We start from the raw sequence: 20912 nt of genomic DNA on the forward strand, positions 1-20912 counted from the left end.
CATGAACTGGCAGGCCAACGGCAATATTCTACTGGGCATAGGTGCCTTTGCCTTGGGAGTGGGCCTGCTGTTGCGGTTTAAGGCGGGCCGGTGGCTTTTGGCTGCGCTGTTGGTGCTAATTACACTCGGCTCACTACTGAGCGGCGATTGGCACTCACTGGCCGATAGCAACCCCGATATTGGCACTAATCCGCACAAGGCCAGTCGCTACTGGTTGATAGGCGGTGGCATTTGTGCATTGCTCGGGCTTGGATTTCGTACACTGGCCAGCAAATCGATTTAATTATTTTTTCTCTCGCGTATGCGCCCTGAATCGTTCACCTTCCTCCAAAACTACCTCAACAATCCTTCCCCTACCGGCTTCGAAAAAGAAGGCCAAAAACTGTGGTTGGAATACATCAAGCCGTATATCGACGAGTATTTCGTGGATACTTACGGCACAGTGGTTGGGGTAATTAATCCCGAAGCGAAATACAAAGTCGTCATCGAAGCACACGCCGATGAGATTTCCTATTTCGTGAATTACATTACCAAAGAAGGCTACTTGTACCTGCGCCGGAACGGCGGCTCTGATGCCTTGGTAGCACCCAGCAAACGGGTAAATATCTTTGGCGAAAAAGGAATTGTGAAAGGCATTTTTGGATGGCCCGCCATTCACGTGCGCAAGGTGGAACAGGACAAGGCCCCAACCATCGAAACCATTTTTCTGGACTGCGGCGCCAGCAGCGCCGACGAAGTGGCCGAGATGGGCATTCACGTGGGCAGTGTGGTCACGTTTGAGGATGAATTCACGGTGCTCAATGACAAGTTCTACGTAGGCCGGGCACTCGACAATCGGGTGGGTGGCTTCATGGTGGCCGAAGTGGCCCGCATGTTGAAGGAGAACAATAAAACCCTGCCCTTTGGCCTCTACATTGTGAATGCAGTGCAGGAGGAAATAGGCTTGCGCGGTGCCGAAATGGTGGCACACCGCATCAATCCCGACGTGGCAATTATCACCGATGTAACGCACGACAGCCAGTCGCCGATGTATGAGAAAAAGACGGCTGGGGACATCAGCTGCGGCAAAGGCCCGGTAATTACCTATGGTCCGGCCGTGCAAAACAATCTGCGCGACCTCATCATCGAAACGGCCAAACAAGCCGATATTCCATTCCAGCGAGCTGCCGCTACCCGCGCCACTGGCACGGATACGGATGCATTTGCCTACTCCGGTTCGGGTGTGGCCTCGGCGCTGATTTCGCTACCGCTGAAATACATGCATACCACCGTAGAAACGGTGCATAAAGACGATGTGGAAAGTGTAACCAAGTTGATTTACGAAACCCTGCTGCGCATTGAGAATGGTCAGGATTTTCGCTACTTTGTTTGAGCCACAGATTTTGCGAATTGGTTGAATCAATCGGATTTAGTGAACGATTTACATTAAAAAGCCCGCGCTTGCGGGCTTTTTCTTTAACGCTTTTTTAACCTGACCTGACTGCTTAATTCACGCCATCCAGTCTTCTACAAAATCCGATGAATCCGACCAATCCGCAAAATCTGTGGCTCAGACTTCCCCTCAATGTAACTGACCAAATGGGGCGGCGCGTGGAGACACCGTTTCCGCCCCAACGTATTGTGTCGCTGGTGCCATCTCAAACGGAACTGCTATTTGATTTGGGATTGGGCAAGAAGGTAATTGGCGTCACTAAGTTTTGCATTCATCCTGCCGAAGCACGTATGCATGCCACCATAATTGGCGGCACGAAGAATTTCGATTTCGAGAAAATAGCTGCTCTCAAACCGGATTTAATTATCGGAAATAAAGAGGAAAACTATCAAACCGGGATTGAGCAATTAGCTACTAAATTCCCCGTTTGGCTGAGCGACATTAACAATCTGCCAGACGCCCTGGATATGATTCGCCGGGTCGGATTTATTGCAGGCGCGAAAGAAAAGGCAGAAGGTTTAGCAGCCGAAATCGATGCTTCTTTTTCAACGCTAATACCTACGCAAGACAAGGCAGCACCTGTTACAGTTGCTTATTTTATTTGGCGCAAGCCATACATGGTTGCTGCTCAAGGCACATTCATCGATGACATGCTATGCCGGATTGGCTTCACCAATGCCTTTGCCTTGCAAACTCGGTACCCGGAAATAACGGCCGAACAACTAGCGGCTGCCGCACCGCACCGCATCCTGCTGTCTTCCGAGCCTTACCCATTTGGCAACAAGCATATTGCCGAATTTCAGGCTATTTGTCCCGATGCTCAAGTCGAAATAGTGGATGGCGAATTATTTAGCTGGTATGGCAGCCGGCTCCGGAAATCAGCGGCTTATTTTAGTCAGCTTCGCTAATTACGAAACCGCTTTTTGTTAATTCTTTCCAGAATTGCGGATACGACTTTCTCACTACCGTGGGGGCCTCAATGTTGAGCGGGCCGCGCATGGCCAGCGGTGCGAAAGCCATGGCCATACGGTGGTCGTGGTAAGTAGCGACAGTCTGATTATCTACCGCGAAATCCGTTGACTCGGCCCGGAAGCGGCCTGCTGCTACTTCCCGCAAGTCGCCGCCAAATTTGGCCAGCTCGGTTTGCAAAGCCGCGATGCGGTCGGTCTCCTTGATGCGCAGGCTTTCCAGACCCGTCATGTCAACAGGACGCGCGAGGGCAGCGGCTACTACGGCTACAGTTTGGGCGAGGTCGGGGCAATCGGTGAAATCCAGCGTCTGTATTTCACTCTGCGGCGCAAGTGGCTGTTGTTTCAAATGCACGGCATTGGGCAAGAAGGAAGTTTCTACGCCGAAATGCGTCATTATTTCCGCAATGGCCTGGTCGCCCTGCAAAGACTTTCGGCGCAGGCGAGGCAGCATAATTTCAGAGCCGGCCGGCCCCATCGCTACCAGCGAGTACCAGTAGCTGGCGGCCGACCAGTCCGATTCAATGGTGTAGTTGGTCGGCGAATAGGTGCCGGCCTGGACAGTAAGCATGTCGCCTTCGGCAACACAATTAGCGCCGAAAAGCTGCATCAAGGCCACAGTCATATTGATGTAAGGCCGTGAGCCGACGTGGCCGGTCAGGGTGAGGCGCAGGCCGCCGGGCAGGTACGGCCCCACCATCAGCAAGGCCGAAATGTACTGGCTGCTGATATCGCCGCGCACGGCCAACTCAGTGAGCGCGCCAGTGGTTTTGGTGCTAGTGAAACCACCAATTTCCAGCGGCGGATAGCCTTTGTTAGTTAAGTAGGAAATGCTGGCCCCGGCTTGCTGTAGGGCATCAACGAGCACGGCAATGGGGCGCTCCTGCATGCGGGCAGTGCCCGTGAGACGGCCGCGCCAGTTCGTCACACTGAGATAGGCCGTGAGGAAGCGCATAACGGTGCCGGCGTCTTCGGCGCTAAGCTCCGTAGCATTGGGCGCAATGGCCAGCAGACGCTGCATGAGCTGCGTGTCATTCGCATCGGAGAGGTTATCGAGCGTACCGCCGCCAGCCAAGGCTTGCAGAATGAGGGCACGATTGGCTTCGCTTTTGGAAGCTGGGAGTTGGGCGATGCCGCTTAGCGGGCCGCCAGTCCAAGTGAGGTACATAGAATAGCAGCGCAGGCTTCTGCTTGCGCTTTTGAGGGTTCAGAATATTCTGACGGGAGCAGGTGAGAGCTTGCGCTACGCTTGCAGGCGATGATAATAGCGCAACGACTCGGCAATTTCCGCCAGGGTCACGGGCTGGTCAAATACGCCGGTACCGATGCCTTGGAGCAACGTGCAGTTAATTGTTGTACCCGTATTCTTTTTGTCTTGCAGCGCGAATTCCGCAATGGCTTCGGTTTCGAGGCTGACGAATGGAATTTTATCAAACACCGAAAACACGAAGGTTTCGATTTTATCCAGCTCTTCAGCGGTAAGCAAGCCGTGCTGCACCGAAATCCAGCTTTCGCAAACCAAGCCAGCAGCTACGGCTTCACCGTGCAGAATTTCACGGCTGGGCTGCGTCAGCAGGTAGCTTTCCAAGGCATGGCCCACAGTGTGACCAAAATTGAGCAGCTTGCGCGGGCCACTTTCGAGCGGGTCCTCGGCCACAATGCGCTGCTTGAGCGCCACCGAGGCACGGATGATGGGCGTCCAGTCATCGGTCAGCCAGCCCAGGCGGCGGTTGGTGTTGAAGGCGTCGGCATCAGCAATGAGCCAGTGCTTGATGACTTCCGCATAACCGGATTTGACCTGACGCGGGTCCAGGGTTTGCAGGAATCTGGGCTCAATGAACACGCCCGCCGGCTCCTGAAATACGCCCAACTGGTTTTTATAGCCCTGAAAGTCGACGCCGGTTTTGCCGCCCACACTGGCATCTACCTGCGCAAGCAATGTGGTAGGCACCTGCACGAAGCGAATGCCACGCTTATACAAGGCTGCCGCAAAGCCGCCCAAATCCGTCACTACGCCGCCGCCCAGGTTTACCAGCACGGCGTGGCGGTCGGCGCGCTGCTCAGTTAGCTCTCCCCACAATACATCACAGCTAGCCAGGGTTTTATATTCTTCGCCAGCCGGAATTTCAATGAGCTTATAGTCAGCAGGCAGTTGCTTCTCCAGCAGCGGGAGGCACTGGCGGGCCGTATTGCCGTCGACCAATACGAAAACGCGGCTCACTGCCGGGCGATGCAATAGTTCGCCCAGCGCAGGCAGGGCCTCGGGGCCAATAATGACGGAATTATCCATAGGGCAAAAGTCGGCACAAAAAGTTGTGGCATGCGCACACCCGGCGCAACCATTGCAAGGGGTCGGTGGTCAAGACTGCATTCAATCCTTTTTTACTAGGCGGCTATAATTCCTTTCACGTTTCTCCTCATTTCCCAATGACCCGAACCACAGTTTTTTCCGCATTACTAATAGGGGCCGCCTGGCTTAGTGGCTGCAAAAAAGAACAGGAGCCAAAGGCTGATTCTGGCCTCGTGGGCTCGTGGCAGCTCACCAATCGGCAGTGCTATTGCATGCCAGGCCCTTTGCCAAATGAAGTCATCACGTTCACAACCAGCGGCTTTACCTTTTATAGCAATGGGCAACCTGTAAATAGTGGTACTTATTCCAATACATTGGTAACGTCTTTTTGTGGAGCCAGTAGTCCAGCGGCGGGACTCCGCTTCACCGGCTCGGCCAGTCAGCGGGAAGCGGCCGTTACGCTCACCGACACCACGCTTGTACTCGACTACGGCGGCCCCTGCGATGCACCCGTTGATACGTATCAGCGCCTGCCCTAAGTCTGGCTTAGCCTACGCTATTATGCTCTACAAACCTGGGCCTAAGTGCGTCACGCCATCCACCTGGGGTCGGCCGTTCAGGACTTCGGTTTGTTTGCGGATGCTCTCCAGGTGAATGAGCTTGTAGAGTTCGGCCACAAACTTGTCGTTTACATTCAGCTTAGAGGCCCAGTCGGTACGGGTATTGAATATTTCCTGCCAGCGGTCGAATTGCAGGATTTTCACGTTGTTTTCCTTTTTGTATTCGGCTAGCTCTTCTACCAGCGCCATGCGGCGGGCCAGCGCCTCCACGATTTCGCGGTCGGCCACGTCCATTTTCAAGCGAAGCTCCTCAGCTTTGTTAAGGTAGTCGGCGTTGTTAGAAGAGCGGTAGCGGTATTTCAGCTCGTTCAGGATTTCGCCCAGGCGCTGGGGTGTCACCTGCTGCTCAGCATCGCTCAGGGCGTGGTCCGGGTCGGGATGGGTTTCGATAATGAGGCCATCGTAGTCCAAATCCAAAGCCTTTTGGGAAATTGGCAGCAGCAAATCACGGCGCCCGCCAATGTGGCTGGGGTCACAAATCAGCGGGATGTGTGGGAAACGCGTTTTCAGCTCAATAGGCAGAATCCAGGTCGGCGCATTGCGGTAGCGGCTGGGCGCAAACGTGCTAAAGCCCCGGTGAATGGCCATTAAATCCGTAATCCCGGCCCGTTCCATGCGCTCCAGCGCACCGGCCCACAGGGCCACATCAGGGTTGACCGGGTTTTTTACCATCACGGGCACGCCGGTGCCGGCCAGTGCGTCGGCCAGCTCCTGCACGGCAAAAGGATTTACGGTGGTGCGGGCACCTATCCAAAGCACGTCGATGCCGTGGGCCAAGGCCTCTTCTACGTGGCGGGGCGTGGCAACCTCAATGGCCGTCGGAATACCCGTTTCGGCCTTCACGCGCTGCAACCAGGGCAAAGCCACGGTGCCCATGCCTTCAAACGAGCCCGGCCGGGTGCGCGGCTTCCAGATGCCGGCCCGAAACAAGTCAATTTTTCCCAGCGCCTTCAACCCGTGGGCCGTAGTCATCACCTGCTCTTCGGTTTCGGCCGAGCAGGGTCCGGCAATGAGAATAGGTTGTCCTTTCTGAGCCAAAAGGCGGGTAAAGAACGTATTAGGGGTAGCAGGCATCACGCGGACGAACAAGACTGGGAATTTTCTCGGCCAAACGACCAGAAAGTAGGACAAACGTAACTCGTTTCCTCGAAACGTTGTTTACCGATTACCTTCGCCGGTCCGTCGCGTACGGTCCAGCTTCCCACCAAAGAGTCTTTGCCATGCCCTCCGTCCCTCTCGTTCAAGCCCCACCCATTTCGTTCGAAGACACCCGCGTAGCCTTCGCTTCCAAATCCGATGCGCAGCTGCGTAAAGTTTATGCCCTGTTTGCCGCCATGAACAACGGCAGCCTGGTAAAAGTCGGCAGCGGCCTGATGAAATCGGCCCTGAAATGGCACCTGCCCGGCACCAAGTTTCTCATCAAGCACAGTATTTTTGAGCAATTCTGCGGTGGTGAAACCATTGCGGAATGCCGCTTGGTCACAGCCGAGCTGGGCAAATACAACATCGGCACCATCCTCGACTACTCGGTAGAAGGAGAAGGCAGCGATAAGAGCTACGACCATACCCGCGACGAAATTCTGGCCACCATTGAGGAAGCTCACCGCTCCAAGCACATTCCTTTCTCGGTTTTTAAGGTAACCGGCGTGGCCGATGTAGCCATTCTGGAGAAGATTCAGGCCGGCCAGCTACTCACCGCTACCGAAGAAGCTGCCCACACTCGCGCTATAGCCCGGGTAGAAGCCATTTGCGCCCGCGCTCACCAACACGGCGTCCGTCTGTTTATTGATGCGGAGGAAAGCTGGTTTCAGCACACCATTGACCTGCTGGCCTACGACATGATGGCCAAATACAACCGCCAGAAAGCCATTGTCTGGAACACCTACCAGCTCTACCGTCACGACCGCCTCGATGCCCTCAAAGCCGCTCACGATACTGCTGCTGAAGCCGGCTACTATATTGGGGCCAAGTTGGTACGCGGTGCTTATATGGAAAAGGAAGCCCGCGTAGCAAAGCAGCGTGGCTACCAAAACCCCATCAATCCCACCAAGCAGGCCACCGACGAGTTGTATGACGAAACGCTACGCTACTGCGTGCAGCACGTCGACCGCATCAGCATCTGCGCCGGAACTCACAACGAGGCCAGCTCACTCCTCCTCACCCAGCTGATGCAGGAAGCCGGTCTCACACCCAACGACCCGCGCATGTGGTTTGCACAGCTCTATGGCATGAGTGATAACTTGACTTACAACTTGGCCAATGCCGGATATAACACCGCCAAATACCTACCCTATGGCCCGGTAGCTGCGGTAATGCCTTATTTGTTACGCCGGGCCGATGAGAATACAGCAATTGCGGGTCAGAGCAGTCGTGAATTCCTTCTTATTCAAAAAGAAATTCAGCGCCGTAAAAGCCATTAATTCTGAAGAAAGTCTGTCTTTTCTAAACAAGGAATTCTGAAGAGAATCTGTGGATATAAATGGCAATAATTCTGTACAATCGGCACCGAAATTATATAGCCTGGAAAGGTGCCCAAAGCCCATTTTTTGGCACTAAAAAAGGGCTTCGTAGAATTTAGGAACGATTGTGGTATGGTAGAAGCCGCTGGGCCAAAAATTAGTAGTGTAAACGTTTCCGACATGTAGGATTTCGCAATTAAAAATCACTAATTTTCAGCCCCCAAAACGGTTTTTATTCACTTGTAACCCTGCCATGATTGGTCGTATTCGCACGTACTTAATTCGCTACTCCCGGCTACAAACCGGAACCGTAAGCTACCTCACGCTAGTGCAGGAAGCTGAGTTGGGACTCAACCTGGAAATTTCTCACGAAAAATCTCGCCTCAATGAAATGCTCGCCGAGATTTCAACAGCGGAATTCGAAGCTGGCCGGCCACCTCTCAGTGCGCTTGTAAAGGTGCAAGGCTCAAAAGGGCAAGGTGACAATTTTTACAAGCTCTGCGAGAAAATGGGCATGGGCGAATGGCGTAGCCTAAAGCAGGACGAGGAATTCCTGAAAAACCTCATCAGCGAATGCCGCGCCTTTTGGCGCGACGAGGCTAATTTCCAGCAATTCGCCTGATTTACAATTTTATACATTAAACCCAACCGTAAAGCCGTGTTGCAAGTGTGCAACACGGCTTTACGGCGTCTAAGGCTGTTTATATTGCGTTTCAATAGTATTCTAACACGGTGAAATAGAATTTGGGCTTGGCGTAACCCCTGCTGAATAGGCCCCGTTAAGGGACACATATCGGCTGGAAACGCTGATTTCTTTTTCACATTTCAACTCCATTCCCATGAATACCAACGATTCGAACAACCCGCAAAATTCTGGTACCGGCGCTGGCGCTAATTATGGCACTAGCACTACTGGCACCGGCCTCGGCAACAGCACTGGCCTCAGCAATGAAGGCACGAGCTACAATGCCGGTACTGGCTCTACGTCGGGCACGGGTGTTAATTCGGCTTCGGGTGCTTCAGCAGCTAACCCTACCAATAATGTTGACGGCGATGACTTCAGCGCCACTGCAAAAGGTGCCGCAGTAGCAGGCACGGCTGGTGCCGTCGTAGGCCGCGCCATCGATGGTGTGCAAAACACTGCTGACAGCGCAGCCCATGCTGTAACTGGCGAGCCCTACCGCGATGGCAGCACGATGACCGGCATGTTCCGCGACCGTAGCAGCGCCGAGAAGGCCTATCAGTCGCTGCATTCGCGTGGATATGGCAAGGACGATGTGAACCTACTCATGTCGGACGAAACCCGCAAAACTCATTTCGGTGATGAAACCGCCCATACCGACCTCGGCGATAAAGCCATGGAAGGCGCAGGCGTAGGCTCGGCCATTGGTGGCACGGCTGGCGCTGTCATTGGTGCCATTGCTGCTATCGGTACTTCGGTAGCACTGCCCGGTCTGGGCCTGATTATTGCTGGCCCGTTGGCAGCCGCACTGGCCGGTGCTGGTGCTGGTGGCCTCACCGGTGGCCTGGTAGGCGCTCTGGTAGGCTCGGGTATTCCCGAAGAGCATGCTGCTGAGTACGAAAGCGGCATCAAGAATGGTGGCATCGTAATGGGTGTGAAGCCCCGCAACGAAGAAGACGCCAAATACTTTGAAGACGAGTTCCGTCGCAACAACGGCGACAAGATTTATAAGTACTAGTCTGACCTTCAGGCCTCGGCCTGCATAGTTTCAAAGAGCCTTTCCCAGTCGGGAAAGGCTCTTTTTTTGCAACCCAACTCCTAGTCGGCTGGTCTGTTTTATTGAAGTAGCTGAGCGGGGTGAAATTGGGCACTTATTTTACCCCCAGTGGCGTTTTTGCCGTAGAGAATGAGTGCTCGCGTTGCTTCGCACTCTCCGTATATTTGGTTTTCACTTCCTGTTTTCTTTTTTGCTGATGTCTTCTCCCCGCTTGAAGGTCGGGCTGTACGCTTTTTTAGTGGCAGCCGTGTTTGTTCTGGCTTCATACCGGCTCCTGCGCCGGTCCGACTCGGCGGTTCCGACCAAGGACCAGGTGCTGATTGGCACCATGTTGCAAGGCCTTTCGGCCGCCCATTACCAGCCCGAAAAAGTTGACGACGCCTTTTCTAAACGCGTATTTGACCTCTACCTGAAGCACCTCGACTACCGCAAACAGTTTCTGCTGGCTACTGATGTGGAGCAGTTGCGGCGCTACCAGACCCGTATCGATGACGAGGTAAAGGGCGGTACCCACGAGTTCCTCGACCTCAGCACCAAGCTGATGGCTGACCGTACCAAGGAAATGCAGGGTCTTTACCGTGAGTTGTTGGCTAAGCCATTCGACTTCACTGTGGATGAAACCTTCCAGACAGACTTTGAGAAAGCGGCCTTCCCCGCCGATAAAGCGGCCCAGCGTGAGTTATGGCGCAAGTTGCTGAAGTATGAAACGCTAAGCCGCGTTTCGGAAATGATGGAGGCTCAGGAAAAAGCGAAGGAAGCCAAGCCAACCACTGCTACTGCCGCCCCGGCTGCTGCCAATGCCGCCGCACCCACCGAGGCTGAACCCGTACGCACGCCTGCCCAGATGGAAGCCGAAGCCCGCAAACGTGTGCTGAAGTATTACGACGAGCAGTTCGACGAACTCAAGGATGTTGATGCCAATGAGCGCCTGGCAACCTACGCCAACACCATTGCCAATACCTACGACCCCCACACCGAATATTTTGCGCCCAAGGCCAAGGAGGACTTCGACTATGAAATGACCGGCCGTTTTGAAGGCATTGGGGCGACGCTTAAAGAAAAAGACGGTCTGATTTATATTGAGGAGATTATTCCTGGCTCGGCTTCGGCCCGGCAAGGGGACTTAAAAAAGGGCGACGCCATTCTGCGGGTAGCCCAAGGCGCTGCCGAGCCGGTGAGCATCGAAGGCTGGCACACCGCTAAGGCGGTGACACTGATTCGGGGCAAGAAAGGCTCGGAAGTGCGCCTCACAGTAAAAAAGCCGGATGGCAGCACCAAAATTATTCCCATCATCCGCGACGTAGTGGTAGTGGATGAGAAATACGCGCAGTCGTCGGTTATTACTGATAAAGGGCAGAAAATCGGCTACCTGCGTTTGCCCGGCTTCTACGCCGACTTCAACGACAATGGCGGCCGTAGCTCTTCCGATGATGTGAAGAAGGAATTGGCCAAGCTCAATGCCGAAGGAGTGAAAGGCCTTGTGATGGACCTGCGCTTTAATGGCGGTGGCTCGCTCAGCGATGCCGTATCAATGGCTGGCCTGTTTCTGGAAAGCGGTCCGATGGTGCAGGTGCGCGACGGCCAGGGCCGTACTCAGGTGCTGACCGACAACGACCCGCGTGTACAATACAGTGGCCCGCTTGTGATTCTGGTAAATAAATACAGTGCTTCGGCTTCAGAGATTCTGGCTGCTGCTATCCAGGATTACCACCGTGGCATCATCATGGGCTCGACTAGCACTTATGGCAAGGGTACCGTGCAGCGCATCTTCGACCTCGACGACGCGTTGCCAACGGAGTTGAACAGCATCAAACCCATTGGCTCGCTTAAACTCACCACCCAGAAATTTTACCGCGTAAACGGCGGCTCTACTCAGTTTAAAGGCGTGGCTTCCGATATTGTGGTGCCAGACCTTTACTCCTACCTTGACCAGGGCGAGAAAGAGTCGGACTATCCTTTGAAATGGGATGAGATTCAGCCAGCTCGCTACCGCTCCTGGGCTGATGCGCCAAATCTTGATAAGCTCCGTGCCAGCAGCAAGGCTCGCGTAGCAACCAATTCCAGCTTCAAGGTGATGGATGAAATGGTGAACAGCATGCGTAAGCGCAAAGACGAAACCACGGTATCGTTGAAGATGAGTACCTACCGCGCTGAGCAGCAACAGTCGAAAGCTATTTCGGACCGCTATGAAGCGGCTCAGAAAACGGCTACTGCCCTTCTATTCTCGCCGCTAACTGCTGACGTACGCGCTGTGAATGGCGACACGCTAAAAGTGAACCGGGCTGCTCGATTTACCAAAGGGCTGAAGAAGGACATCACCATTGGCGAGGCTGTGGCCGTGATTCAGGATGAGATAGGCAAGTAATCTTCGCGATTCAGCTTCTTGCAAACGCTCCTGCTCTGATTGAGCAGGAGCGTTTTTTTGTGCTAACTAGCTGCGTCAACACCATTAGCAAACAGCACTCTGTTTTAATAACTAACCAAACAGAGCTATTTCAATACAAACCACTGACAATCAATACTTATTTACTTAGTAAAATTTGACAAAAATATTAGCAATAAGGAAACTTAAACCGTGCCTGCTGACGTTTACCTGTCATGACTACGAAAGAGGAAACCCGCATCATTCCGCTCAACCCGCAGGTGGAGGCCATCAGCGACGAGCAACAGCAGAAACTGGCTGATGAAAACTGGCGCAAGTCGATTCCGGCGCAGGTTTTCCTCAACTATTTCTTTGCTATTAACTATCACATTCAGGAAAACGAGGACCTGCTGGGCGGCTTGCAGAATCTTCCATTTTTCCGCAGCCACTCGGCCGACTTGAGCGATGCCGACGTGGCAGCCATTACCAAGCTACTCCACACCAGTTGGAGTACTGAGTATGCCCTGCGTGCCACGGCTGAGCTGGGCGATGAAAACTTCCTGCGCAATGCCCTGCATTGGACGTTCCCGCAGGCGTACCACGCCATTTGGTCGGGCTTGCAGGCTTTCTTGTATACCACCGGCGTGCATTCCAACAATAGCCAGCTGATTCATCGGGAGGTAGGCCGGCTGGTGGTGAAGAGTGCTTATCCGCGCCCGGTATCATTTTATGCGGCTGGGGCTTATGGAGACTTTAGCATTCACCGCTTGCCGCTGGCAGGCTACAAGGCCGGGCTGCACATCGCCAGCAAGGAGATTGATGCCCAGGCCCAAATTGGTCAGTTCCTGCGCACCACACGCAAGATGAAAGCGCAGTGGACCCGCGCCCAGGTGCAGGCCAACCCCAACACGGCCATTCGCAGCCAGAAGACCGGTCGTCCGCTCGATAAATGGACAGCCTCGCACTGGCAGCAGATTACCTGGCGCTTGGGCTACACGACCATTTTCGATTTGCTGGGCCGCCTGCGCATCTCGCAGACCAGCCGCGAAATTGAGCGTTATGTGGAAGCAGATATCGACTTCCGTCTTTTCCATGGTTCGCTGCTGAACATTGTGAGCTACCTCAACGGCATCCATGAAACGTATGTGGCCAAGGCTTTGGGCCTAGAGCGCTACCGCCAGCTGGTGGCAGAGTTGCCCGTGCATTTGCAAGCAGGATTCGTGCAGGAGCGGTTGCGTACCCGCGTCGAGCCGGTGTTGGCCCCCACACCGCCGAGCGCGCCGGCTATCAACGCCGAGGCTCCACAGTACCGCATGGCTGCGTAACCTGGACCACGGATTCGCTCGGATTTTTCGGATTCCACGGATTTTGTGAACGGAAAGCCGCTTCGATTTCGGAGCGGCTTTTTTCGTGCCGTACTTTTGTGGTTCACTTTTATTTACCACGTCTCCTTTTGCTCTCGTAGGCAACGTGATTTTGCTGAACAAACCGTTCACAAAATCCGTGGAATCCGAAAAATCCGAGCGAATCCGTGGTCAGACATTCATATGCAACACCTGAGCGAACAGGAAATACAGCGCCGCCAGAAACTAGAAGAACTGGAAAAGCTGGGCATCGAGGCCTATCCGTCGGAATTGTTCGACGTGACGTTTTACGCCAAGGAAATTCACGACAACTACCATCCGGAGCTGAATAACTTCCAGGAAGTGACGCTGGCAGGCCGTTTGATGTCGTCGCGGGTGATGGGCAAGGCCTCGTTTGCGGAGTTGATGGACACGTCGGGCCGCATTCAGCTCTACATCAATCGGGACGAAATCTGTCCCGGCGAAGACAAGACGCTATATAATGTCGTATTCAAGAAGCTACTTGACCTAGGCGACTTTATTGGCGTGAAAGGACATGTGTTTAAAACGCAGGTTGGCGAAACCTCGGTACACGTTACAGAGCTGAAGCTGCTCTCGAAAGCCTTGCGTCCGCTACCAGTAGTACGCCGCGTGGTAGACGAAGTAACCGGCGAGGTAACGACCTACGACGCCTTCACCGACCCCGAGCAGCGCTACCGCCAGCGCTACGTGGACCTGGTGGTAAACCCGCAGGTGCGCGACACTTTCATCAAGCGCACGCAATTGGTGCAGTCGATGCGAAATTTCCTCAACGACAAGGGTTACCTGGAAGTGGAAACACCGATTCTGCAGCCGCTTTACGGCGGTGCGGCGGCGCGCCCTTTCACCACGCACCACAACACGCTGGACATGACGCTGTACCTGCGCATTGCCAACGAGTTGTACTTGAAGCGCCTCATTGTGGGCGGCTTTGATGGCGTGTACGAGTTTAGCAAGGACTTCCGTAACGAAGGTATGTCGCGCTTCCACAACCCGGAATTCACCCAGATGGAGCTCTATGTGGCCTACAAGGACTACGCTTGGATGATGGACCTGGTAGAGGAAATGGTAGAGCGCGTAGCCATGGCCCTACACGGCCAGACCGAGGTGAAGGTGGGCGAAAACTTCATCAACTTCCAGCGGCCCTGGCAGCGCTACACCATGTTCGAGGCCATTGAGAAGTACACCGGCAAGGCCATTGGTGCGATGGACGAAGCAGCCTTGCGCGAAACCGCACAGGAGCTGAACGTGCACGTTGACCCGAGCATGGGCAAGTCTAAAATCATCGATGAAATCTTTGGTGAGCATGTGGAGCCCAAGCTGATTCAGCCCACGTTCATCACTGATTACCCGGTGGAAATGTCGCCGCTAGCCAAGAAGCACCGCGACCACCCGGGCCTGGTAGAACGCTTTGAGGCCGTATGCAACGGCAAGGAAATTTGTAACGCCTTCTCGGAGCTTAATGACCCTATCGACCAGCGCAAGCGTTTCGAGGACCAGTTGGAACTGGGCAAGCGCGGCGACACTGAGGCCATGGTGTTGGACGATGACTTTCTGCGTGCTTTGGAGTACGGCATGCCGCCTACGGCCGGCCTGGGCATCGGTATCGACCGCCTGAGCATGATTATGACCAACTCGCACTCCATTCAGGATGTGTTGTTCTTCCCGCAAATGAAGCCGGAGAACGTGCAGAAAGAAAAGGAAGAGAAGTAGAAACCGCCTGCTAACCTGCGCTTGCGAACCGAAGGTCGGCATAACCAAGGACTTTTGGCTCGCAAGCGCAGGTTAGCAGGTATACGTAACAGCCTAAAAATCAAAAAGCCCCACACGAAATGTCGTGCGGGGCTTTTCTTTTTACAATCTCCTTACCCTTCAAACCGTCGTTTTTAACAGAAGCTTGCGATGGAACGTCTGATTTTACTACTGGATTGTTTGACCAATTTCAGTAGAAGCTCCTACGGCCGGCAATTTTACTGGTAATTCGTTTCGGCCTTCTTTCAAGGCGATTGTAAGGAGTTTTACGCACGTGTTGGTAAGCGGGTTACAGCTGGCGCAAAAATATTTTACGGGTTCTATGCCCGGGGCTGGTGCCGGGCATCGTCGCCGAATCCGTCGTAGTCGGGGTCGTCTTCGTTGTAGTTCTGAGCGGCGGAGGGAGTACCGGAACCCAGGCCTTGCAGCAGGCGGTCGGCCGCTTCCTTGTCTTCGCTCACGGCAGCATCCGGATTAGTATGGCCTGAGGCTTCACCTTTTGCTTTAGCCAAGGTATCCTTGGCAAGCTTACTGAGGTCGCCACCCCATTTAGTGACGGACTTGCGCAGGCTGGCCCGTGTATCATCGCCGGTTTCGGGGGCGAGCAGCAGGCCAGCAACGATGCCTGCGGTGGCACCAGCGATGAGCGAGAAAATGACTTTGCCTTTGTCGTCTTTCATGATTTTGCAGGAAAATGGAAGAATTTATTTATTCGATAACGGGAAACTGGCTCGCTGGGTTTGGATACAAAAAAGCCCCGCACCTTGTGGCGCGGGGCTTATTAGCAAGTCATCTTGCAATGGCTTACAGGTCGTTCAGCAATTTGGTGATTTCGGCTTTGCCTTTGCCAAGCTTGTCTTGCAGCTTGCCAATCAGCTCGTCGCCTTTGCCTTCGGTGTAGGTGAGGTCCTCATCGGTCAGCTGGGCATATTGCTGCTTCAGCTTGCCTTTGATTTCGTCCCAGTTGCCTTTCAGTTTCAGGCTGCTGCCGGGCAGCGACACCCCGAGGTCTTCGAGTTTGCCGGCGTATTCTTTGAATTTAGCTTCAAGGTCGGAGCCCAGTTTGGTGGCTTGCTCGCCAAGTTGGCCGCTGTATTTGGAGGCAGCGCCTTTCCAGTTTTCGCGGGTGGCCGAGCCTTTGTCCGGGGCCAACAGGATGCCGGCAATGATGCCCGCGCCGGCACCGGCGAGAGCAGCGAGGAGAATTTTACCGGCGTTGTTGTCTTCTTCGTGGTACGACATGGTAATAGGGTAATGAAGGGTGAACGGGGGTTGAAAGATGGGCTAGAGGAAGCGCGGGGCCAAAGTAATACCCAAGGGCACTGTTCTGGCAGCGTTTATTCTGGCTGACTATACGGAGGGCATTGCCAGGGGTTGAGCTTAAAGGTAAATTTTCCGTAATCGGCTATATCTCGGCGCTGCTACCCTTCTATAACGGGGCAATATGGGGCAAGCAGCGTAGATTCGCCCCTCACCCACCCCGGTTTTATGAAAGCATCTTGGATTCTGGGCGCAGTTCTGCTCCTGGCCGGCGCCTGCCAGCGCCACGCTGTACCCACGGCCACCACCGACTGCATCGACCCAAGCAAAATCAACCCGCAGGGAATCTGCACCATGGAATACAACCCCGTGTGCGGCTGCGATGGCAAGACCTACGCCAACCCTTGCGCCGCCACCAACGCGGGCGTGCGCACCACTACGCCCGGTCCCTGTGCAGGCACTAAGTAACTGGTAATGTCTGCCAAAGCCCGCTACCACGATTTCTGCCGCACTGCGCCTGATGTGCCGGTGTTTGCTCAGCCGTGGTACCTGGACGCCTGCGCCGAAGGTGGCACCTGGGATGTGGTGCTGGCCGCAGAAAAAGGCCGCGTGGTGGCCGCATTACCTTATTTCTGTAAGCAGAAAGGACCGTTTCGGTACGTCACGATGCCACTCTTTCTGAAGTGGCTGGGGCCATATATGCTGCCTGAGTTCCGGGGCCGGCTGCCACAGGAGCATGAGTTGCTAAAGCAACTGATTGAGCAACTACCCGATTTTGCGGCCTTCAAGCAGAACTTTTACCCCACGACGACCAACTGGCTGCCTTTTTACTGGGAGAAGTTTCGCCAGACCACTTTCTATACTTACCGCCTGCACCAGTTGCGCAACCTGGCACAGGTGGAAACAGGCCTGGGCACCGGCATCCGGCGGGATATCCGGCTGGCCCGGCAAAAAGTGCGCGTGGTGCACGACTTACCGCTAGCTACTTTTTACGCCGTCAATCAGCTCAGCTTTACCCGACAGGGGTTGCCGGCCCCCTATTCGGAAGCCCAGTTCCGTCGCCTCGACGCGGCGTTGGCGGCGCAGCAGGCCCGTCAGTTATTTTTCGCCGTCGATGAGCAGGACCGGGTGCATTCGGTGGCCTACTTGATTTGGGACAATACCACAGCCTACTACCTCCTCGCCGGCGACGACCCAGCCCTCCGCGCCAGCGGCGCGGGCGTGCTCCTGGCCTGGGAGTGCATTTGCTACGCCAGTGAGATACTGGGCTTGGATTGCTTCGATTTCGAAGGCAGCATGCTACCCGGCGTCGAGCGCATCCGGGTGCGGTTTGGCGCAGTACAGACGCCGTATTTCTTTGTATGGAAGTATAATTCGCGGCTTTTTGAGTTGCTGGAGAAGGTTAAGCCGTAGGTTTAGTATCTCGTACCGCCTGATGCCGGCAACAGAGTAGCCTGACGATTTCCATTAAGGCATTGCTGATACATCCTCTTCTTGGCTTCGCGCTTCAAGCGCACCGGAGACAGAGTGAAGTCCAAGCGGAGGGTGATTCATCCGCTGATAAAATAACTTTCAGAACCCCTATCTCATGAAAAACTACATCCTCAACCCCTCTCCTTTCGTCGTGCCCACCACCGACGGCAAGCTCATTGAAGAGCACGTGGGTGCTGCCAGCACTAGCACCACGGCCTATAGCCTCGCCCACATGGTAGCCCCGCCACACTGGAGCGAACCCCACCAAACGCCCAGCTTCGATGAAATCACCATTGTAGTACGCGGCCGGAAGCGGTTCGAAATCGATGCCGACGTGGTAGAATTGCAGGCCGGGCAGGCCTTGCTCATTAAAGGGGGTGCGCGGGTACGGTATTCCAATCCGTTTGAGGAAGAGTGCGAATACTGGTCGATTTGCGTACCCGCCTTCAGCCCCGACACGGTTAACCGGGAGGACGAGTAATGGCGGGTGAAAACGACCTGAGCCGCTTGTTGGCCACCATGCAGCCAGTGCTTCAGGCAGGTGAATACGTGTTTTGCACGACTCACTCGCCGCCTGCTATTCCAGCCGAGATGGTACTAGGCTCATTCCGGGAGCCTGAAGGGCTTACCCTGATAATGGCCCGCGAGGCAGCCGACACTTACGGCCTGCCTTATGAGCACATCATGGCCTGGCTGACGCTGACAGTGCATTCGTCGTTGGTGGCCGTGGGCCTGACAGCCGCAGTCGCGGCCGCCTTGGGTCAGGAAAATATCAGCTGCAACATGGTGGCCGCGTATTATCATGACCATGTATTTGTGGCCATGGCTGATGCTGTACGTGCGGTGGAAACGCTACGGGCCTTGTCACTGAAGGCCGCCGCTGCTTTGCAATAAGTACTGAGCCATTAAATCAGGCCGGCTGGTTGTTGCCAAACTCTTTACATTTAGCCTCATGGACCAGCGCATCATCAATCTTTTCGACGAATACACCCACGCCCCGCTCACCCGCAAGGAATTTATGGAGCGGCTCATCAAGCTGGCAGGCGGCACGGCACTGGCCTTTTCGGCGCTTTCGGTGCTGGAGCCAGGCTATGCAGCGGCCACGACCATTGCGCCTGAAGCTGATGATTTGGACATCGAAGAAGTGAGCTGGCCCGGCGATGGGGCGACCATGAAAGGCTACCTGGCCAAGCCCAAGGGCAAGAAAAAGCGCGGCGCCGTGGTTGTTATCCACGAAAACCGGGGCCTGACGCCCCACATCAAGGATGTGACGCGGCGCGTGGCCCAGGCGGGCTACCTAGCGCTGGGCGTAGATGCGCTGTCGGTTTTTGGCGGTACGCCGGCCGATGAAGACAAGGGCCGCGAACTAATTGGGCAGCTTGATGCCGCCAAAAACCTGAATAATTACCTCGCCGCCCTCTCCTACCTGCGCGGCCGGCCCGACTGCAACGGCCGCACCGGGGCCGTGGGATTTTGCTGGGGCGGCGGCCTGGTCAATCAACTGGCCGTGCACGACCCGAAGCTGGACGCCGGTGTGGCCTACTACGGCCAGCAGCCCAGAGCCGAGGACGTGCCCCAGATAAAAGCCGCTGTAATGCTGCATTACGGCGGCCTCGACCAGCGCATCAACGCCGGCATTCCCGCCTATGAAGCAGCCCTGAAAGCGGCCGGCACGAAATATGAGCTCTACGTGTACGAAGGCGTGAACCACGCTTTCAACAACGACACCTCGCCCGCCCGCTACAATGCGGAGGCCGCCAAGCTGGCCTGGGAGCGCACGTTGCGTCTTTTCAAGGAAAAACTAGGATAGCTGGGCAACGGAACGGCATTGGGCGGCATCTTTGTAGCGTCCATCCTCTTCCAATGTCAACTAAAAAACTGTTCGTCTTGCTGGTTGCGCTGCTCCTGAAAGCAGCCAGTGGCAGGGCGCAGACGGCCAAACCGCCCACACCAGACGACTACCAGCAGGTGAGCGTGCCCGTGCCCCGGGCAGTATCGCTGCTCTCGGACGTAGCCGGCGTGCTGCTCACGCGCGACCCCGATGGCAAAGGCAAGGTGCAGGCCCTGCTGGACCGGCGCAAAGAGCGGTCCGAAAAACGTGACCAGAGCCTCAAGCTGAGCATTCCCAAAAACGGGCTTACCCGTACGCTGGGATTGGTGGAGTAATAGCTGAAGCTGTGGGAAACGGCAATTTGAGGGAATAAGTCCGCAAAGTGGGCGGGCTGGTCGGGGTTTCCGGCCGGTCCGTCCACCTTGTTTATTTCCGGGCCGCTTGTGGCCGATGCTTTGCAAATACCCTGGCAGAACGAGTCGATTCTCCCATTTCAGGGCCCGCTGCCGGCCGCAGCCGAACCCCAAAGCATCTCTCAATTCCTCACCACTCACTTTTCAGAAATCATGAAAACCACTTTGTTTTCCATCCTCGCCGCTGCTACGCTGTTCGTTTCTGCTCCTTCGTTTGCTACTGCGCCCGCTGCCTTTCCCTTCGACAACCACGGGCCTTACGACCGGCTGAACGACCGCAACGACAAAGACTTCAACTACGGTTTCGATAAGAGGCACCGCGTGACGTCCCAGGAACGAGCCCGCTGGGAAGCCGCCCACCGCGATGACCGTCGGGATGACCGTCGGGACAACCGATTTGACGACCGCAACAGCCGCGATTTCAACTACGGCTACGACCGCAACCACCGCGTGACCGATAAAGAGCGCGCCCGCTGGGAAGCCGCCCACCGCTACGACGGCCGCCGCTAAGCCAAGCGGGCGCCGGGCCCTCCCCGCCCGGCGCCCCTGGCCCAGCCAGCCAGGCTCGTCCACTACTTAGTGGGTTTGGTCGATGATTCCACTAGCTCGGTCCACCTTACTTTTTATCGCCTGCTTTCGGTCGCAGGTTTGCACCATTCCTGGCAAGGCGGAAGCGCTTTCACCTCTTGTTTAGCAAGCTACCGCCACTGGTTTGCCCTTTATCGTCCTCCCCAATATCCTATGAAAACCTCCTTTTTTTCCATCCTATTCGTCGCCAGCTTTTTAGCAACCAGTTCATTTGCAACCGTTCCTGCAATGGTAAGATACAATGACCGGCCCGTGCAGCAAGGCCCCTATGACCGGCTGAACGACCACAATGACAAGGACTTTAATTATGGCTTCGGCAAAACCATAAGGTGACGCCCCAGGA

Annotated in this window: 23 protein-coding genes; 18 read left to right on the top strand and 5 right to left on the bottom strand. The window is 55.1% G+C overall.

Features of this window, described 5'->3' with window-relative positions:
• Window position 1 precedes the first annotated feature (1 nt).
• From J4E00_RS10170 to J4E00_RS10180, 3 genes are all read left to right on the top strand, one after another.
• Window positions 2–283, top strand: a complete 282-nt coding sequence (locus tag J4E00_RS10170; protein WP_208175045.1) for a hypothetical protein — start codon at window positions 2–4, stop codon at window positions 281–283.
• Between the two features lie 18 nt (window positions 284–301).
• A complete protein-coding gene (locus J4E00_RS10175; protein WP_208175046.1) occupies window positions 302–1372 on the top strand; it encodes a M42 family metallopeptidase in 1071 nt (356 codons plus the stop codon).
• Between the two features lie 146 nt (window positions 1373–1518).
• Entirely contained in the window at window positions 1519–2340 is an 822-nt protein-coding gene (locus J4E00_RS10180; protein ID WP_236049695.1) for an ABC transporter substrate-binding protein, read from the top strand.
• Here the strand turns inward: J4E00_RS10180 and J4E00_RS10185 are convergent.
• Both J4E00_RS10185 and aroB read right to left on the bottom strand, forming a co-directional pair.
• Complete coding sequence (locus J4E00_RS10185) at window positions 2324–3568, bottom strand: 3-phosphoshikimate 1-carboxyvinyltransferase (RefSeq protein WP_208175047.1); 1245 nt, start codon at window positions 3566–3568, stop codon at window positions 2324–2326. The genes J4E00_RS10180 and J4E00_RS10185 overlap by 17 nt on opposite strands.
• Window positions 3569–3643: 75 nt before the next feature.
• Window positions 3644–4690 (bottom strand): 3-dehydroquinate synthase, encoded by a 1047-nt coding sequence (aroB, locus tag J4E00_RS10190; protein WP_208175048.1) that lies wholly within the window; start codon window positions 4688–4690, stop codon window positions 3644–3646.
• 374 nt (window positions 4691–5064) lie between these two features.
• Between aroB and J4E00_RS10195 the strand changes: the two genes are divergently transcribed.
• Window positions 5065–5229 (top strand): hypothetical protein, encoded by a 165-nt coding sequence (locus J4E00_RS10195; RefSeq protein WP_208175049.1) that lies wholly within the window; start codon window positions 5065–5067, stop codon window positions 5227–5229.
• A 27-nt stretch (window positions 5230–5256) separates the two neighbouring features.
• Here the strand turns inward: J4E00_RS10195 and J4E00_RS10200 are convergent, their stop codons facing one another.
• Window positions 5257–6384, bottom strand: coding sequence for a chorismate mutase (locus J4E00_RS10200; protein ID WP_208175050.1), 1128 nt, complete (start codon window positions 6382–6384; stop codon window positions 5257–5259).
• A 146-nt stretch (window positions 6385–6530) separates the two neighbouring features.
• Here J4E00_RS10200 and J4E00_RS10205 point away from each other — a divergent pair, with 146 nt between their 5' ends.
• The 6 genes from J4E00_RS10205 to lysS all read left to right on the top strand — a co-directional run bounded on the left by J4E00_RS10205 (window position 6531) and on the right by lysS (window position 14965).
• Entirely contained in the window at window positions 6531–7730 is a 1200-nt protein-coding gene (locus J4E00_RS10205; RefSeq protein ID WP_208175051.1) for a proline dehydrogenase family protein, read from the top strand.
• A 367-nt stretch (window positions 7731–8097) separates the two neighbouring features.
• Entirely contained in the window at window positions 8098–8391 is a 294-nt protein-coding gene (locus J4E00_RS10210) for a hypothetical protein (RefSeq protein WP_317196609.1), read from the top strand.
• A gap of 217 nt (window positions 8392–8608) precedes the next feature.
• Window positions 8609–9469 (top strand): hypothetical protein, encoded by an 861-nt coding sequence (locus J4E00_RS30250; RefSeq protein ID WP_410779752.1) that lies wholly within the window; start codon window positions 8609–8611, stop codon window positions 9467–9469.
• Window positions 9470–9704: 235 nt separating this feature from the next.
• On the top strand, window positions 9705–11873 hold the full coding sequence (locus J4E00_RS10220; RefSeq protein ID WP_208175053.1) for a carboxy terminal-processing peptidase: 2169 nt from the start codon (window positions 9705–9707) through the stop codon (window positions 11871–11873).
• Between the two features lie 233 nt (window positions 11874–12106).
• A complete protein-coding gene (locus J4E00_RS10225) occupies window positions 12107–13195 on the top strand; it encodes a hypothetical protein (RefSeq protein ID WP_208175054.1) in 1089 nt (362 codons plus the stop codon).
• A 222-nt stretch (window positions 13196–13417) separates the two neighbouring features.
• Complete coding sequence (gene lysS / locus J4E00_RS10230; protein WP_208175055.1) at window positions 13418–14965, top strand: lysine--tRNA ligase; 1548 nt, start codon at window positions 13418–13420, stop codon at window positions 14963–14965.
• A gap of 359 nt (window positions 14966–15324) precedes the next feature.
• On the opposite strand, the gene J4E00_RS10235 is transcribed toward lysS, so the two are convergent.
• Both J4E00_RS10235 and J4E00_RS30255 read right to left on the bottom strand, forming a co-directional pair.
• Window positions 15325–15684 (bottom strand): YtxH domain-containing protein, encoded by a 360-nt coding sequence (locus J4E00_RS10235; protein ID WP_208175056.1) that lies wholly within the window; start codon window positions 15682–15684, stop codon window positions 15325–15327.
• 124 nt (window positions 15685–15808) lie between these two features.
• The gene (locus J4E00_RS30255) at window positions 15809–16246 is read right to left on the bottom strand and encodes a YtxH domain-containing protein (RefSeq protein WP_208175057.1); all 438 of its coding nucleotides are present in this window, start codon (window positions 16244–16246) and stop codon (window positions 15809–15811) included.
• 246 nt (window positions 16247–16492) lie between these two features.
• Here J4E00_RS30255 and J4E00_RS10245 point away from each other — a divergent pair, with 246 nt between their 5' ends.
• The 8 genes from J4E00_RS10245 to J4E00_RS10280 all read left to right on the top strand — a co-directional run bounded on the left by J4E00_RS10245 (window position 16493) and on the right by J4E00_RS10280 (window position 20902).
• Window positions 16493–16732 (top strand): Kazal-type serine protease inhibitor domain-containing protein, encoded by a 240-nt coding sequence (locus J4E00_RS10245; protein ID WP_208175058.1) that lies wholly within the window; start codon window positions 16493–16495, stop codon window positions 16730–16732.
• 6 nt (window positions 16733–16738) lie between these two features.
• Window positions 16739–17677 carry a GNAT family N-acetyltransferase gene (locus tag J4E00_RS10250; protein ID WP_208175059.1) on the top strand — a complete coding sequence of 313 codons (939 nt, stop codon included), beginning with the start codon at window positions 16739–16741 and terminating at the stop codon, window positions 17675–17677.
• A 175-nt stretch (window positions 17678–17852) separates the two neighbouring features.
• Entirely contained in the window at window positions 17853–18218 is a 366-nt protein-coding gene (locus J4E00_RS10255; RefSeq protein ID WP_208175060.1) for a cupin domain-containing protein, read from the top strand.
• The gene (locus tag J4E00_RS10260) at window positions 18218–18631 is read left to right on the top strand and encodes an ACT domain-containing protein (protein ID WP_208175061.1); all 414 of its coding nucleotides are present in this window, start codon (window positions 18218–18220) and stop codon (window positions 18629–18631) included. The genes J4E00_RS10255 and J4E00_RS10260 overlap by 1 nt, the downstream gene beginning before the upstream one ends.
• A gap of 58 nt (window positions 18632–18689) precedes the next feature.
• On the top strand, window positions 18690–19547 hold the full coding sequence (locus J4E00_RS10265) for a dienelactone hydrolase family protein (protein ID WP_208175062.1): 858 nt from the start codon (window positions 18690–18692) through the stop codon (window positions 19545–19547).
• Window positions 19548–19600: 53 nt separating this feature from the next.
• Window positions 19601–19903 carry a hypothetical protein gene (locus J4E00_RS10270; protein ID WP_208175063.1) on the top strand — a complete coding sequence of 101 codons (303 nt, stop codon included), beginning with the start codon at window positions 19601–19603 and terminating at the stop codon, window positions 19901–19903.
• A 231-nt stretch (window positions 19904–20134) separates the two neighbouring features.
• Window positions 20135–20491, top strand: coding sequence for a hypothetical protein (locus J4E00_RS10275; RefSeq protein ID WP_208175064.1), 357 nt, complete (start codon window positions 20135–20137; stop codon window positions 20489–20491).
• Window positions 20492–20722: 231 nt separating this feature from the next.
• Complete coding sequence (locus J4E00_RS10280) at window positions 20723–20902, top strand: hypothetical protein (RefSeq protein WP_208175065.1); 180 nt, start codon at window positions 20723–20725, stop codon at window positions 20900–20902.
• The last annotated feature ends 10 nt before the right edge of the window (window positions 20903–20912 follow it).

This window comes from Hymenobacter negativus (genome assembly GCF_017571495.1).
GTDB lineage: Bacteria > Bacteroidota > Bacteroidia > Cytophagales > Hymenobacteraceae > Hymenobacter > Hymenobacter negativus.

What these genes read in the sequence shown, in the direction of transcription:
- J4E00_RS10170 (WP_208175045.1), top strand. Translation starts at nt 2, where the DNA reads ATGAACTGGCAGGCCAACGGCAATATTCTACTGGGCATAGGTGCCTTT.
- J4E00_RS10175 (WP_208175046.1), top strand. Translation starts at nt 302, where the DNA reads ATGCGCCCTGAATCGTTCACCTTCCTCCAAAACTACCTCAACAATCCT.
- J4E00_RS10180 (WP_236049695.1), top strand. Translation starts at nt 1,519, where the DNA reads ATGAATCCGACCAATCCGCAAAATCTGTGGCTCAGACTTCCCCTCAAT.
- J4E00_RS10185 (WP_208175047.1), bottom strand. Translation starts at nt 3,568, where the DNA reads ATGTACCTCACTTGGACTGGCGGCCCGCTAAGCGGCATCGCCCAACTC.
- aroB (WP_208175048.1), bottom strand. Translation starts at nt 4,690, where the DNA reads ATGGATAATTCCGTCATTATTGGCCCCGAGGCCCTGCCTGCGCTGGGC.
- J4E00_RS10200 (WP_208175050.1), bottom strand. Translation starts at nt 6,384, where the DNA reads ATGCCTGCTACCCCTAATACGTTCTTTACCCGCCTTTTGGCTCAGAAA.
- J4E00_RS10205 (WP_208175051.1), top strand. Translation starts at nt 6,531, where the DNA reads ATGCCCTCCGTCCCTCTCGTTCAAGCCCCACCCATTTCGTTCGAAGAC.
- J4E00_RS30250 (WP_410779752.1), top strand. Translation starts at nt 8,609, where the DNA reads ATGAATACCAACGATTCGAACAACCCGCAAAATTCTGGTACCGGCGCT.
- J4E00_RS10220 (WP_208175053.1), top strand. Translation starts at nt 9,705, where the DNA reads ATGTCTTCTCCCCGCTTGAAGGTCGGGCTGTACGCTTTTTTAGTGGCA.
- J4E00_RS10225 (WP_208175054.1), top strand. Translation starts at nt 12,107, where the DNA reads ATGACTACGAAAGAGGAAACCCGCATCATTCCGCTCAACCCGCAGGTG.
- lysS (WP_208175055.1), top strand. Translation starts at nt 13,418, where the DNA reads ATGCAACACCTGAGCGAACAGGAAATACAGCGCCGCCAGAAACTAGAA.
- J4E00_RS10235 (WP_208175056.1), bottom strand. Translation starts at nt 15,684, where the DNA reads ATGAAAGACGACAAAGGCAAAGTCATTTTCTCGCTCATCGCTGGTGCC.
- J4E00_RS30255 (WP_208175057.1), bottom strand. Translation starts at nt 16,246, where the DNA reads ATGTCGTACCACGAAGAAGACAACAACGCCGGTAAAATTCTCCTCGCT.
- J4E00_RS10245 (WP_208175058.1), top strand. Translation starts at nt 16,493, where the DNA reads ATGAAAGCATCTTGGATTCTGGGCGCAGTTCTGCTCCTGGCCGGCGCC.
- J4E00_RS10250 (WP_208175059.1), top strand. Translation starts at nt 16,739, where the DNA reads ATGTCTGCCAAAGCCCGCTACCACGATTTCTGCCGCACTGCGCCTGAT.
- J4E00_RS10255 (WP_208175060.1), top strand. Translation starts at nt 17,853, where the DNA reads ATGAAAAACTACATCCTCAACCCCTCTCCTTTCGTCGTGCCCACCACC.
- J4E00_RS10260 (WP_208175061.1), top strand. Translation starts at nt 18,218, where the DNA reads ATGGCGGGTGAAAACGACCTGAGCCGCTTGTTGGCCACCATGCAGCCA.
- J4E00_RS10265 (WP_208175062.1), top strand. Translation starts at nt 18,690, where the DNA reads ATGGACCAGCGCATCATCAATCTTTTCGACGAATACACCCACGCCCCG.
- J4E00_RS10270 (WP_208175063.1), top strand. Translation starts at nt 19,601, where the DNA reads ATGTCAACTAAAAAACTGTTCGTCTTGCTGGTTGCGCTGCTCCTGAAA.
- J4E00_RS10275 (WP_208175064.1), top strand. Translation starts at nt 20,135, where the DNA reads ATGAAAACCACTTTGTTTTCCATCCTCGCCGCTGCTACGCTGTTCGTT.
- J4E00_RS10280 (WP_208175065.1), top strand. Translation starts at nt 20,723, where the DNA reads ATGAAAACCTCCTTTTTTTCCATCCTATTCGTCGCCAGCTTTTTAGCA.